The sequence below is a fragment of the Burkholderia sp. A2 genome, from assembly GCF_001729305.1.
GTDB lineage: Bacteria > Pseudomonadota > Gammaproteobacteria > Burkholderiales > Burkholderiaceae > Burkholderia > Burkholderia sola.
The window spans coordinates 36,835-50,514 of record NZ_LZXX01000086.1 but is presented as its reverse complement, the minus strand read 5'-3'; the positions used below and the strand labels follow the sequence as shown (position 1 = coordinate 50,514).

At 69.4% G+C, this 13,680-nt stretch carries 8 protein-coding genes; 4 read left to right on the top strand and 4 right to left on the bottom strand.

Features of this window, described 5'->3' with window-relative positions; translation table 11 throughout:
* Nucleotides 1–10: 10 nt before the first annotated feature.
* The 4 genes from A9Z05_RS09850 (at nt 11) to A9Z05_RS09835 (ending at nt 9,140) form a co-directional block, all read left to right on the top strand.
* Nucleotides 11–4,198, top strand: coding sequence for a bifunctional nitrate reductase/sulfite reductase flavoprotein subunit alpha (locus A9Z05_RS09850; protein WP_069617917.1), 4,188 nt, complete (start codon nt 11–13; stop codon nt 4,196–4,198).
* A gap of 209 nt (nt 4,199–4,407) precedes the next feature.
* Nucleotides 4,408–4,842: a hypothetical protein gene (locus A9Z05_RS09845; RefSeq protein ID WP_069617916.1), complete on the top strand. Its 435-nt coding sequence runs from the start codon at nt 4,408–4,410 to the stop codon at nt 4,840–4,842.
* Nucleotides 4,843–5,268: 426 nt separating this feature from the next.
* The gene (gene mprF, locus A9Z05_RS09840; protein WP_069617915.1) at nt 5,269–7,863 is read left to right on the top strand and encodes a bifunctional lysylphosphatidylglycerol flippase/synthetase MprF; all 2,595 of its coding nucleotides are present in this window, start codon (nt 5,269–5,271) and stop codon (nt 7,861–7,863) included.
* Nucleotides 7,860–9,140 (top strand): virulence factor family protein, encoded by a 1,281-nt coding sequence (locus tag A9Z05_RS09835; protein ID WP_069617914.1) that lies wholly within the window; start codon nt 7,860–7,862, stop codon nt 9,138–9,140. The genes mprF and A9Z05_RS09835 overlap by 4 nt, the downstream gene beginning before the upstream one ends.
* Before the next feature lie 84 nt (nt 9,141–9,224).
* On the opposite strand, the gene A9Z05_RS09830 is transcribed toward A9Z05_RS09835, so the two are convergent.
* From A9Z05_RS09830 to A9Z05_RS09815, 4 genes are all read right to left on the bottom strand, one after another.
* Complete coding sequence (locus A9Z05_RS09830) at nt 9,225–9,662, bottom strand: DUF934 domain-containing protein (protein ID WP_069617913.1); 438 nt, start codon at nt 9,660–9,662, stop codon at nt 9,225–9,227.
* Nucleotides 9,659–11,443 (bottom strand): nitrite/sulfite reductase, encoded by a 1,785-nt coding sequence (locus A9Z05_RS09825; protein WP_069617912.1) that lies wholly within the window; start codon nt 11,441–11,443, stop codon nt 9,659–9,661. Before A9Z05_RS09825 ends, A9Z05_RS09830 begins: the two co-directional genes overlap by 4 nt.
* A gap of 194 nt (nt 11,444–11,637) precedes the next feature.
* The gene (locus A9Z05_RS09820) at nt 11,638–12,027 is read right to left on the bottom strand and encodes a hypothetical protein (protein ID WP_069617911.1); all 390 of its coding nucleotides are present in this window, start codon (nt 12,025–12,027) and stop codon (nt 11,638–11,640) included.
* Nucleotides 12,028–12,121: 94 nt separating this feature from the next.
* Nucleotides 12,122–13,555 (bottom strand): PLP-dependent aminotransferase family protein, encoded by a 1,434-nt coding sequence (locus A9Z05_RS09815; RefSeq protein WP_069617910.1) that lies wholly within the window; start codon nt 13,553–13,555, stop codon nt 12,122–12,124.
* Between the last annotated feature and the right edge of the window lie 125 nt (nt 13,556–13,680).

Genomic DNA, 13,680 nt, shown 5'->3' with positions numbered 1-13,680 from the left:
CGGAGCACGCATGACCGCCACCCCCGTCAAGAGCGTGTGCCCGTACTGCGGCGTCGGCTGCGGGATGGTGCTGCACGTCGAGGATGGCGAAGTCGTCAAGGTGTCCGGCGACGCCGACCATCCGACCAACTTCGGGCGGCTCTGCACGAAGGGTTCGTCCGCGCACGTCGCGCTGCGCCGTTCGGGGCGGCTCGATCGTGCGTTCGTGCGCCGTGCCCGCGAGGAAGACCTCGTGCCGCTGCCGGCGCGCGACGCGATCGCCAAGACCGCGCGGCGGCTGCGCGCGGTGCTCGATACGCACGGGCCCGATGCGCTGTCGTTCTACGTGTCGGGGCAGATGTCGATCGAGGCGCAATATCTCGTCAACAAGCTCGCGAAGGGTTTCGTCGGCACCAACAACATCGAGTCGAATTCGCGCCTGTGCATGGCGAGCGCGAGCACCGGCTACAAGCAGTCGCTCGGCGCGGACGGCCCGCCCGGGTCGTACCAGGATTTCGATCGCGCGAACCTGTTCTTCGTGATCGGCGCGAACATGGCCGACTGTCACCCGATCCTGTTCCTGCGGATGATGGACCGCGTGAAGGCCGGCGCGAAGCTGATCGTCGTCGATCCGCGCCGCACCGGCACCGCCGACAAGGCCGACCTGTTCCTGCAGATCCGGCCGGGCACCGATCTCGCGCTGACGAACGGGCTCTTGCACCTGCTGCATGCGAACGGGCGCACCGACACCGCGTTCATCGATACGTACACCGAAGGCTGGGACGCGATGCCCGCGTTCCTCGCCGACTACACGCCGGAGCGCGTCGCCGAAATCACGGGGCTGGCCGAAGTAGATATTCGCACGGCCGCGCAGTGGATCGGCGACGCACAGGAATGGACGAGCTGCTGGACGATGGGGCTCAACCAGAGCACGCACGGCGTGTGGAACACCAACGCGATCTGCAACCTGCATCTCGCGACCGGCGCGATCTGCCGCCCGGGCAGCGGGCCGTTCTCGCTGACCGGCCAGCCGAACGCGATGGGCGGACGCGAGATGGGCTACATGGGGCCGGGGCTGCCGGGCCAGCGCTCGGTGGCGTCCGACGACGACCGCCGCTTCGTCGAGAACCTGTGGCGCGTGCCGGCCGGCACGCTGCGCAAGGACACCGGCAACGGCACGGTCGACCTGTTCGAACGGATGGCGGCGGGCGACATCAAGGCGTGCTGGATCGTCTGCACGAACCCGGTCGCGACCGTGCCGAACCGGCGCAACGTGATCGCCGGGCTGCAAGCCGCGGAACTCGTGATCGCGCAGGACGCGTTCCTCGACACCGAGACCAACCGCTACGCGGACGTCCTGCTGCCCGGCGCGCTGTGGGCCGAGGGCGACGGCGTGATGATCAATTCCGAGCGCAACATGACGCTGATGCGCGCGGCGGTCGCGCCGCCCGGTGACGCGCTGCCCGACTGGCGCATCATCGCGGAAGTCGCGCGCGCGATGGGTTTCGGCGATGCGTTCGACTATGCGTCGGCGGCCGACGTGTTCGACGAGATCGTCCGCTTCTCGAATCCGGCGACGGGCTACGACCTGCGCGGCGCGAGCCACGCGGCGCTGCGCGACGGGCCCGTGCAGTGGCCGGTCGCGCCGGGCGCCGCGCGCGAGCGGCACCCGATCCGCTACCTGAACGACGGCGTGAGCCAGCCGCTGCGCACGGCAGCCGACGGCAGCGACGCGCCGCGCATCGCGTTCCCGACGCCGTCGGGCAAGGCGCGCTTTTTCGCGCGGCCGCACGTCGATCCGGCCGAGCTGCCCGACGACACGTTTCCGATCGTGCTGAACACCGGGCGGCTGCAGCATCAGTGGCACACGATGACGAAGACGGGCAAGGTCGCGATGCTGAACAAGCTCAACCCGCGCCCGTTCGTCGAACTGCACCCGGACGATGCGGGCGCGCTCGGCATCGCCGCGAAGGACAGCGTCGAGATCCGTTCGGCACGCGGCCGCGCGGTGCTGCCGGCCGTCGTGACGGACCGCGTGCGGCGCGGCAACTGCTTCGCGCCGATGCACTGGAACGACGTGTACGGCGACGACCTGTGCATCAACGCGGTGACGAACGACGCGATCGACGCGGAATCGCAGCAACCCGAACTGAAATACTGCGCGGTCGCGCTGACGCGCGTCGAAGCCGATGCGTTCACGCACGCCGCCGCCGACACCGAGCAACCCGATGCAGGCGCCGACGACGCGCGCCCCGCGCCGGCGAAGGTGCAGGCCGCAGCTTCACAGGAATCCGACATGGCAGACATCGACACTTTCGCGGCCGCGCTCGGCGTCGCCGATTTCGCGCCGCCGCCGCTGACCGACACCGAGCGGCTGTACGTGGCTGGCCTCGTCAGCGGGTTGAAGGCGAGCGCCGGCCGCCGCGAAGGCAGCGTGCCCGTGCTGCCGGCCGGCGCGCCGTTGACGCCGCCCGTGCGGTTCTGGCTCGACGGCATGCTCGCGGGGCTGTTCAGCCGCTCGCTGCCCGCGCACGCCGCGGAGCGTGCCGCGCCCGCGCTGCCGGCCGACGCCGCCACGGCCGGCGGCGTACGCATCGTGCGCCCGCGCCCGAAGGTCACGTTGTTGTGGGCGTCGCAGACCGGCAACATCGAATCGTTGACCGACGATTACGCGACCAAGCTGATGAACGCGGGCTTCGAGATCCGCACCGCGTGCATGTCCGACTATCCGGTCGCGTCGCTGGCCGGTGCGCAATACGTGCTGCTGATGACGAGCACGTTCGGCGACGGCGATGCGCCCGACAACGGCAGCGAGTTCTGGGACGCATTGCAGGCCGGCAGCGCCGCGCGCCTCGACGGCGTGCATTTCGCGGTGCTCGCGTTCGGCGACCGCAACTACGACCAGTTCTGCGGCCACGGCCGCCGGCTCGACGCGCGGCTCGCGGAACTCGGCGCGGCGCGCCTGTGTGCGCGCGTCGATTGCGACGTCGAATTCCAGCACGATGCCGATCAGTGGCTCGAGCGCGTGGTCGCGCGGATCAAGGAGGCCGATGCCGCGCTGCACGCGGTGCCGTCCGGCGGGATGAGCCCGTCGGGGCTGCTGCCGACGAAAGCGCATCCGGCGCCGTCGAAGCTCGTCGCCAACCTGCGGCTGAACCGGCCGGGCGCCGCGAAAGACACGCGCTACGTGTCGCTGTCGACCCACGGCGCGAACCTCGAATACGAAACCGGCGACGCGCTCGGCGTGTGGCCGACCAACTGCCCGGAACTGGTCGACGAGCTGCTGTCCGTCACCGCGCTGAAGGCCGATGCGCCCGTGTCGGTGCCGGGCGTCGGCGAGATCCGGCTCGGCGACGCGCTCGCGCGCCACTTCGACATCACGCGCCCGCATCCGGACACGCTGGCCTTCATCGCGTCGCGCAGCGCGAACGGCGCGCTGAAGTCGCTGCTCGGCGACGATCGCAAGGCCGACCTCAAGCAATGGTTGTGGGGGCAACAACTGGCGGACGTGCTGCACGAATACCCGGTCGAGCTGTCGGGCGCGGAGCTGGTCGGCATGCTCAAGCGCATGCAGCCGCGCCTCTATTCGATCGCGTCGAGCCCGAGCGCGCACGCGGGCGAGATTCACCTGACCGTGTCGGCCGTGCGCTATCACAACGGCCGGCGTGCGCGCAAAGGCGTCGCGTCGACGTTCCTCGCCGATCGCGCGGACGACGGCCGCGTGCCCGTGTTCGTGCAGAAGTCCGCGCATTTCCGGCCGCCGGCGAACGGCGACGTGCCGATCGTGATGGTCGGGCCGGGCACCGGCGTCGCGCCGTTCCGCGGCTTCCTGCACGAGCGGCAGGCGCGCGGCGCGCGCGGGCGCAACTGGCTGTTCTTCGGCGAGCAGCATGCGCAGACCGACTTCTACTACGGCGATGAACTGAATGCGATGCGCGACAGCGGCTTCCTGACGCGGCTCGATCTCGCGTTTTCGCGCGACCAGGCCGACAAGGTCTACGTGCAGGACCGGATGCGCGAGCAGGGCGCCGAGCTGTTCGCATGGCTGGAGGAAGGCGCGCACTTCTATGTGTGCGGCGACGCCGCGCGGATGGCGAAGGACGTCGATACGGCGCTGAAGGCGATCGTCGCCCGGCACGGCGGCATGTCGAACGAAGCCGCGAACGACTACGTCGCGCGGCTTTCGAAGGCACGGCGCTACATGCGCGACGTGTATTGAATCGCGCGAGCGGTGGACGGTTGTCCGCCCGGTTCGTTGGCGCGTTGACTGCTGGCGCTCCCGTGCGCGCGCCTGCTCGGCGCGCACGAACGCTCCGGGCGGGAACGCCGGCCGCTCGGGCGCCGAGTCACCGCATCGGCCGCTCGCTGCAGCAATGGATCGGACGGCGCATGATGGCGGCTCCTCCCACGAAGCCATGGAGTTGCGTGATGACCGTTTTCCCGCATGTTCCGATTCGAACGTTCGTGATTGCCGCCGCGTTGGCGGCCGCCGCGGTTTCCAGCGTGCCGGCCATCGGCCAGACGTCGACGGTGCCGGCAGGTTCGGCCGCTGCGACGCCCGACAACGCGGTGCTGCTGACCGTGTTCCTGAAGCACGACCAGTCGCGCCCGCTTGCGGAGCTGAATGCGCAACTCGCGAAGCAGGGGTTCTACAAGGCGTTTCCGCCGCCGGGCGTCGAGGTGGTGAGCTGGACGGTGGCGATGGGGATCGGGCAGATCGTCGTGCTGCGGCTGCCGGCGTCGCGGCTGCGCGAGGTCAACCGCGTGCTCGAGGATACGGCCTGGGGCGCGTACCGGACGGAGTTCTATCCGACTTACGACTACAAGGCGATCGGGTTGGGGGAGCATGAGCGGGCGAAGTAACGCGCAGCGGCGTATTTCCGGACCGGCGGTGCGCCGCGGAGGGCGCAGCGAATCGGCCCGCCGCCATTCCGCAACGCGCCGCGCCCTCGCGTTTTCGTCCTCGCCCGCCGGGCTCGGCGCGGTAAATTCCACCCAAATGCATCACAAGTCATTCATCCGATGAAAAAACGACCTCCGTTGCCGGTATGATGCGCACCTCGCGTTCGTGGGGTGCACGGTTTCTTTATGCGTTTCGATGCGCGAGAAACCACAAATCGGCACAAAGGCGACGTGAAAGATTTTGTAATATAAGTTCCGTATACTCGTAAGTTCTGATCCAGGCGCCACCCGCCCGTCTTCGGCCGGCCGCCCATGCAGAACAACCAGATAGGTCGCCGCCCGGGCAACCCGCGCCGCGACACGCTATGCAACACCACTGAACACGTTATGTCTTTCCGCCACCCTGGTTCGCCCGGCCGTGCCGAGGCGGTGATCGCCCGTGCCCGGGCGCTGATCCGCCACGAACGCGTGCTGTCGCCGCTGCTCGCGCTCGGCATCGGCCTGCTGCTGATCGTGGTTTTCCAGCATTTGTCGGAATCCGTCGACTACCGGTCGGTGATCCGCCAGTTGCGTCACATGTCCGCCGGCGAATGGGGCGCGTCGCTCGCCGCGACGGCCCTCAGCTATCTCGCGCTCGTCGCCCGCGATGCGGTCGGCCTGCGCTATGTCGCGGCCAGGGTGCCGCGCGTCGCGCTGTGGATTGGCGCGATCGCCGGTTCCGCGCTCGGCAACGCGACGGGCTTCGGTGCGTTGACGGGCGGTGCCGTGCGCGCCCGCGTGTACGGCGTGTCGGGTGTCACGCCCGCCCAGATCGGCCGGATGACGGTGTTCACGAGCGGCACGCTGGCGCTCGCGATGGTGTTGATGACGGCGGTCGGCATGGTCTGCGTGCCGGAGGCGCTCGCCGCGATGCTGCACGTCGCGCCCGGCGTGCTCACGTGGACGGGTGCCGCGTTGCTCGTCGCGCTTGCCGCGCTGGCCATGCTGTGCGGCAAGACGGCGCGCCCGGTCGTCACGCGCTTCAAATGGCTGTCGTTCGACGTGCCGGCGCGGCGCGATCTCGTCGCGCAGGTCGTCTACGCGGTGCTCGACGTCGCTGCCGCGGGCCTGACGCTGTGGGTATTGCTGCCGGCGGCGCCCGTCGGTTTCCCGACCTTCCTCACCGTTTACGCGGCCGCCTTGCTGCTCGGGATGATCGGCCATACGCCGGGCGGGATCGGCGTGTTCGAAGCGGCGATGGTGTTCACGCTCGGTCGCGAAGTGCCCGCGCACGCGATGGTTGCCGCGCTGATCGCGTATCGCGCGATCTACTTCGGCGTGCCGCTCGTGCTGTCGGCCGGCCTGCTGGCCGGTTTCGAGGGCCGCGCGCTGCGGCGCCGGCTCGTGACGCGGCAGGCCGTGCGCGTGTCGCAGCTCGCGCCGGTGTTCCTGAGCCTCGTGACGTTCGCGGTCGGCGGGATGCTGGTGATCTCGAGCGCGACGCCCGCGTTCTGGCACCGGATCGCGATCCTGCGCCACATCGTGCCGCTGTGGGTGCTCGAAGGCTCGCAGGTGATCTGCAGCGTGCTCGGCGTCGCGCTGCTGTTCGTCGCGCGCGGGCTGCTGCGCCGGCTCGACGGCGCCTGGTGGATGACCTTCGCGTTGACGCTCGCGAGCCTCGCGCTGTCGCTGGCGAAGGGCCTCGCGTTCGTCGAGGCCGGCGTGCTCGGCACGCTGCTCGTGCTGCTGCTCGTCAGCCGTCGCCGGTTCAACCGTCATTCGTCGCTGCTCGCCGAGCGCTTCACCGTCAGCTGGTTCGTGTCGGTGGCGATGGTGCTGATGCTGGCCGTTTGGGTGCTGTTCTTCGCGTTCCGCGACGTGCCGTACACGCGCGATCTGTGGTCGCATTTCTCGTTCGATGCGCGCGCGCCGCGGGCGCTGCGCGCGACGCTCGCGTCCGGCGTGTTCGTCGCGCTGTTCGCGCTGTGGCAACTGCTGCGCCCGGCGCCCGGGCGTTTCGTGAAACCCGCGGAGCAGGACCTGATCGACGCGGAGCAGATCATCCGCGCGCAGGAGTGCAGCGACGCGGGCCTCGCGCTGATGGGCGACAAGTCGTTCCTGTTTTCCGAATCGCGCCGCGCGTTCCTGATGTACGCGAAGAACGGCCGCACGTGGGCCGCGCTGCACGACCCGGTCGGGCCGCGTGAAGAGTGGCCGGCGCTGATCAGCAAGTTCATCGCGCTCGCGCACGCGCACAGCGGCCGCGCCGCGTTCTACCAGGTGCGCGCGAACGCGCTGCCGCTGTATCTCGACGCGGGGCTCACGCTGATGAAGCTGGGCGAGGAAGCGCATATCGCGCTCGACCAGTTCGACCTGAAGGGCTCGAACCGGTCGCACCTGCGCTACGCGCTGCGCCGCGGCGACAAGGATGCGCTGACGGTCGAGGTGATCGCGCCGGGCGACGTGCCGGCCGCGCTGCCGGCGCTGCGCGACATCTCGGACGGCTGGCTCGACAGCCGCGATGCGCGCGAGAAGAGCTTCTCGGTGGCCGCGTTCCACGACGGCTATCTGTCGACGCAGTCGGTGATGCTGGTCCGGCAGGCCGACAAGCCGATCGCGTTCGTCACGTTCATGACGACCGACCTCAACACCGAGGCGACGGTCGGCGTGATGCGCCATCTGCCGGACGCATCGCCGTACGCGATGGAGTATTTGTTTACGCAGCTCGCGCTGCATCTGAAGGAAGCGGGGTTCCGCAAGCTGAGCCTGGGCATCGCGCCGTTCTCGGGGATGGGCGCGGCGAAGATGCCGTCGCCGTTCCACCGGCTCGGGCTGATGGTCTGGCGCTTCGGCGGCCGCTTCTACAACTTCCGCGGCTTGCGCGCTTTCAAGAGCAAGTTCGAACCGCACTGGGAGCCGCGTTATCTCGCGGCCTCGGGCTCGGTCGGCGTGTTCGTCACGCTCGCGGATCTGTCATTGCTGGCTGGAGGTCGGCGTTCATGATGTTGAAGAAGGGAATCGCGCGGGCGGCAGCCGCCTGCGCGGGAATGATGCTGGCCGGCGCCGCGTGCGCCGCGCAGCCGGCCGCAGTGAAATCCGAAACCGTGTCCGGCGGCCGCTACGGGCCCGTGACCGTGACCAGGCCGAGCGGGCCGCTGCGCGGTTTCGTCGTGCTGTTCTCACGCGAGGCCGGGTGGCATGCCGCCGATCAGCAGGCGGCCGACGCGCTCGCGAAAGCCGGCGCGATGACGGTCGGCGTCGATTCTGGGCGTTACGCGGCGAATCTCGCCGCGAAGCAGGAGGCCTGCCACCACCTCGACGGCGACGCCGAGGCGGTCAGCCATCAACTCGAACGGCTCGCGCAGTCGTCGCGCTATTTCACGCCGATCGTCGCGGGCGTGGGTCAGGGCGGCGCGATCGCGAAGCAGATCCTGTCGATGGCGCCGGAGAACACGATCGCCGGCGTTGTCGCGGTCGGTCCGGCCGCGAAGCTCGATCCGCGCTTCAAGCCGTGCCCGCCCGATTCGACGATCGTGCGCCGCGCGATGCCGGGTTTCGTCGAAACGGCTGCCGCGGGCGATACCGCGAAGCTCGTGTCGCTCGTCACGTCGCACCTGCGCGACACCAGCAGCAGCGACGAGCTCGACGTGTCGGATCTGCCGCTCGTCGAGCTGCCGGCCAAGGGCGGCAGCGACCGGCTCGCGATCGTGATCTCGGGCGACGGCGGCTGGCGCGATCTCGACAAGACGATCGCCGAGGCGCTGCAGCGCGACGGCGTGTCGGTGGTCGGCATCGACGCCCTGCGTTACTTCTGGAGCGAGAAGCCGCCCGTGCAGGTGAGTCGCGATCTGGCCCGCGTGATGCGCACCTACATGGCGCGCTGGCATGCGAACCGCGTGGCGCTGGTCGGCTACTCGTTCGGCGCCGACGTGATGCCGTTCGCGTACAACCGGCTGCCGGCCGACCTGCGCGACAGGGTCGCGGTGATGTCGCTGCTCGGCTTCGCGCCGTCGGCCGATTTCCAGATTCGCGTGACGGGCTGGCTCGGCATGCCCGCGAGCGACAAGGCGCTGAAGGTCGCGCCGGAAATCGCGAAGGTGCCGCCCGCGCTCGTGCAGTGCTTCTATGGCGCGGAAGAGACGGACACGATGTGCCCGGCGCTCGCGAACACGGGCGCCGACGTGATCAAGACACAGGGCGATCACCACTTCGGCCGCGATTACATCGCGCTCGAGAAGAAGATCCTCGGCGGGTTCGGCAAGCCGGCGGCGGCGCGCTGAATGCCGGCGGCGCCCGCTTGACGGCGGGCGCGGGCCGATTTTGCTTCCGGGTTCATCGTACGGGCGGCCAGCGAGCCGCCCGTTTCATTTTCCGGGCTGTGCTGCCGCGTCCTGCGGCGGCAGGGTCGTTCTCGCATCGCGCTGATAGAAGCCCGGAAACCGGTCGAGCTGCCGCCGTGCGGCCGCGAGATCGGTGTCGTCGCCGAGCACCGCGCTCGAAAATCCCGTGCGTTCCATCAGCAGCAACTGGTCGACCAGGACGTCGCCGGTCGCGCGCAGGTCGCCGGCGAAGCCGTAGCGCCTGCGCAGCAGGTAGGCCTGGCTGTATGCGCGGCCGTCGGTGAACGACGGAAACTGCAGGTCGATGCGCTCGGCGTGCGCGATGCGCGCGGCGAGCGGCGGCAGTTCCTCGTCGTTGCCGATCGTCAGCGTCGCCGCGCCGTGCTGCTCGGTTTCGTCGGCATGTTCGGCCGGCGTCAACAGGCGGATGCGCGCGCTTGCGTTCGCGGTTTCGTGGTTCATGCGGGTTCTTCCTGATGACGCGCGGTGTTCGCGGCGGTCTTGAACGGTTCGGTACCGACGCGGCGCACCGTGTCGATGAATCGTTCGCTGCGGCCGTTCGCGTCGATCCGCGCATCGAGATACGCGTTGACGATCGCATCGACGACGTCGACGATCTCGTCCGCCGAAAACGACGGGCCGATCACCTTGCCCGGCCGTGCGGGGCCGCTCGCGATCGAGCCGTCCGACCCGCCGAGCGTGACCTGGTACCACTCCGCGCCATCCTTGTCGACGCCGAGAATGCCGAGATGGCCGCTGTGATGATGGCCGCACGAGTTGATGCAGCCGCTGATGTGCAGGTCGAGGTCGCCGATGTCGTGCAGCAGGTCGAGATCGTCGAAGCGCTCGGCGATCGCGTCGGCAACCGGAATCGAGCGGGCGTTCGCGAGCGCGCAGAAATCGCCGCCCGGGCACGCGATCATGTCGGTCAGCAGCCCGACGTTCGCGCTTGCGAGCCCGATTGCGCGAGCGTTTTCCCACAGCAGGAACAGGTCGTCGACGTGTACCCACGGCAGCACGACGTTCTGCGTGTGCGTGACGCGCACCTCGCCGGCCGAGAAGCGGTCGGCGAGATCGGCGAGCGCGTCGAGCTGGTCCGGCGACGCGTCGCCGGGCGCCTGCAGGCGGCGCTTGAACGACAGCGTGACGATGCGCAGCGCCGGGTCGCGATGATCGGCGACATTGCGGGCGAGCCAGCGCGCGAACGCCGGATGACGGCTCGCCTGCGCGGACAAGCGCGCGTTCGCGTCCGCGAGGTCGAGCGTGCGCGGCTTCAACCGCGGCGGGACGAACGACGCGGCGACGCGATCGAATTCGGCCTGCGGGATCGTGTGCGGGCCGCCGTCGTGAACGACGATCTGGCGGAACTCTTCCTCGACGTCGTCGATGTAGCGTTGCCCTTCGGTCTTCACGAGGAACTTGATCCGCGCCTTGTACTTGTTGTCGCGCCGCCCGTAGCGGTTGTACACGCGGACGATCGCCTCGATGTAGTTCATCACGTGCTGCCACGGCAGGAACGCGCGCAGCAGCGTCGCGATCGTCGGCGTGCGGCCCATCCCGCCGCCCACGCTCACGCGAAAGCCGAGCGCGCCCGCGTCGTCGCGCACGAGCTTCAGGCCGACGTCGTGCCAGTCGGTCGCCGCGCGATCTTCGGTCGCGCCCGTGATCGCGATCTTGAACTTGCGCGGCAGGAACGCGAATTCGGGGTGCAGCGTCGTCCACTGGCGCATCACTTCGGCGAACGGGCGCGGATCGGCGATCTCGTCCGGCGCGACGCCCGCGCGTTCGTCGCACGAAATGTTGCGGATGCAATTGCCGCTCGTCTGGATGCCGTGCATGTCGACGGTCGCGAGCAGGTCCATCACGTCGGCCGCCTTCGCCAGCGGAATCCAGTTGAACTGCACGTTGGTGCGCGTCGTGAAGTGCGCGCTGCGGGTCGGCAGGCGCAACGTGCCGAGCAACGCCTGGGCGTCGCACGCGGCGCGGTAGGTGGCGTCGTCGGGTACGTCGTAGTCGCGCGCGATCCGCGCGAGCATGCGAAGCTGCGCGCTCGACAGCTCGCCGTACGGCACCGCGACGCGCAGCATCGGCGCGTGGCGCTGCACGTACCAGCCGTTCTGCAGGCGCAGCGGCCTGAACGCGTCCTCGCCGAGCGTGCCTTGCTGCCAGCGTTCGAGCTGGTCGCGGAACTGGGCGGCGCGGCTGTGCACGAGCGCCCGGTCGAAATCGGTATATCGATACATGACGTGATAGCGAGAGGCGCCACGGCGAACGGCGCGCGGCGCGGGAAGGCGTTGCGACGGATGTCAGGCAACGGAAGACAGCGTAGGGAACGCGATGCGGCGGGACAAGCAGCAGATCGAAACGAAAAAGGCGCAGCAGATGGCCGGCGGGGCGCCGGCGCGGGCCGGGCATGCGCGCATGCCCGTGGCCGAGGTCATGCGTCGACGACGAGCGCCGGATCGAGCGCGCGAATGCGCTGGTCGATGAAGTAGCCGCCGCCTTCCTGGTAGCGCAGGAACAGGCGGCCGCACGTGCGGCAGCGGCTGACGGTGCAGCGGTTGTACGGGAAATGGCGCGGCGCGATCGGCGCGTCGTCCGACGCGTAGCGCGTGCCGGCCGGATGATATTCCGCGTAGGTCGGCTCGGGTTCGCCCGGCGGGATGAGCGTGGCCACTTCGATCAGTTGGGCGTCCGGCAGCGACAGCGGCAGGGTCGTCCAGCCGGCGAGCGAGGTCTTCGTGCACGTGCACGGCTGCGTGACGTGCGCCGCTTCGGCGGTCAGTTTCAGCAGCGCGTCGTGATCGAGATAAGGCAGTGGGTTCATGAGTCGTCGTGAAGGGCGGCGGGACCTGCAATGTAACCCGCGTACGGATCGGCTGCATGGCCGTGACGTGGCCGGCGCAGCGCGCGTTGCGCGATCAGCCTGCCTTGCGGACCGACGGCTGCGCGACCAGTTCGCCGAGCACGCGGATCGCGCGCTCGATGTCGCGGCTCCACGGATGGCCGAAGTTCACGCGTACGCAGCGCTCGAAGCCGTGCGCGGCCGAAAACAGCGGGCCCGGCGCGAAGCTGATGCCGCGTGCGATCGCCTGGCGATGCAGCTCCATCGCGTCGATCGCGTCGGGGAACGCGAGCCACAGGAAATACCCGCCGTCGGGCCGCACCCATTCGACGCCGGCCGGCAGCCAGCGCCGCAGCGCGTCGTCCATCCGGTCGAGCTGCGTGTGCAGCGCGCCGCGCAGCTTGCGCAGGTGCCGGTCGTAGCCGCCGTGTTCTAGATAGTTCGCGATGCCGGCCTGCGCGGGAATGCTGGCCGACAGCGTCGTCATCAGCTTGAGCCGCTGCACCTTCTCCGCGAACCGGCCCGCGGCGGCCCAGCCGATCCGATACCCGGGCGCGAGCGTTTTCGAGAACGAACTGCAGTGCATCACGAGGCCGTGACGGTCGAACGCGCGCGCGGGCAGCGGATAGTCCGGGCCGAAATGCAGTTCGCCGTACACGTCGTCCTCGATCAGCGGCACGTTGCGCGCCGCGAGCAATTCGACGAGCGCACGCTTTTTTTCGGCGGTCAGCGTAACGCCGGTCGGATTCTGGAAATTGGTCATGAACCAGCATGCGCGGATGTCGTGCCGGTCGAGTGCGTTCGCGAGCGCATCGAGATCGAGGCCCGTGCGCGGATCGACGGGAATCTCGACCGCGCGCAGGTCGAGCCGCTCGATTGCCTGCAGCGCCGCATAGAATCCCGGTGCTTCGACGGCGACGACGTCGCCGGGCCGCGTCACCGCCATCAGGCACAGGTTCAGTGCTTCGAGCGCGCCGTTCGTGACGACGATTTCGTCGATCGGCTGCGAAATGCCGGTCGCGAGATAGCGCCGCGCGATCTGCTGGCGCAGCGCCTCGTTGCCGGGCGGCAGGTCGACGACCGTGCTCCACGGGCTCACGAGCCGCGTGGCCTGTGCGAGCGACTTCGCCAGGCGCGGCAGCGGAAACAGCTGCGGCGCCGGGAACGCGGAACCGAGCGGCACGATGCCGGGCTGCGTGGCCGCATCGAGCACGGAGAATACGAGGCTGCTGATGTCGACCTTGCGCGTGGCGCCGGCGCGGCTCGCACGGCGTTTCGTCGCCGGGCTCGCGGCCGGCTGGGCGCCCGGCGCGACGTAGTAGCCGGAGCGTTCGCGCGCACGGATCAGCCCCCACTGTTCGAGCAGGTAATACGCGCGAAACACCGTCGACTGGCTTACGCCATGTTGCGCGATGATTTGCCGCAGCGACGGCAGGCGCGTGCCGACGGCGAGGTTGCCGTTGCGGATGTCGTCGGCGATCGTGTGGGCGAGGGTTTCGTAGCGTTTCATCGGCGTGGGCGGAGCGCGTCGTCGCCGTACGCGGGCCGAAGCGGCGCCGCGCCGACGGGCGGCGCTCATTGTCCGATGCGCGGCCCGAAAAGGAAAGCCGCGGAGTGTCAGCCGCCCCGTCCCGA

What these genes read in the sequence shown, in the direction of transcription:
- A9Z05_RS09825 (WP_069617912.1), bottom strand. Translation starts at nt 11,443, where the DNA reads ATGTATCGATATACCGATTTCGACCGGGCGCTCGTGCACAGCCGCGCC.
- A9Z05_RS09835 (WP_069617914.1), top strand. Translation starts at nt 7,860, where the DNA reads ATGATGTTGAAGAAGGGAATCGCGCGGGCGGCAGCCGCCTGCGCGGGA.
- mprF (WP_069617915.1), top strand. Translation starts at nt 5,269, where the DNA reads ATGTCTTTCCGCCACCCTGGTTCGCCCGGCCGTGCCGAGGCGGTGATC.
- A9Z05_RS09850 (WP_069617917.1), top strand. Translation starts at nt 11, where the DNA reads ATGACCGCCACCCCCGTCAAGAGCGTGTGCCCGTACTGCGGCGTCGGC.
- A9Z05_RS09830 (WP_069617913.1), bottom strand. Translation starts at nt 9,662, where the DNA reads ATGAACCACGAAACCGCGAACGCAAGCGCGCGCATCCGCCTGTTGACG.
- A9Z05_RS09845 (WP_069617916.1), top strand. Translation starts at nt 4,408, where the DNA reads ATGACCGTTTTCCCGCATGTTCCGATTCGAACGTTCGTGATTGCCGCC.
- A9Z05_RS09820 (WP_069617911.1), bottom strand. Translation starts at nt 12,027, where the DNA reads ATGAACCCACTGCCTTATCTCGATCACGACGCGCTGCTGAAACTGACC.
- A9Z05_RS09815 (WP_069617910.1), bottom strand. Translation starts at nt 13,555, where the DNA reads ATGAAACGCTACGAAACCCTCGCCCACACGATCGCCGACGACATCCGC.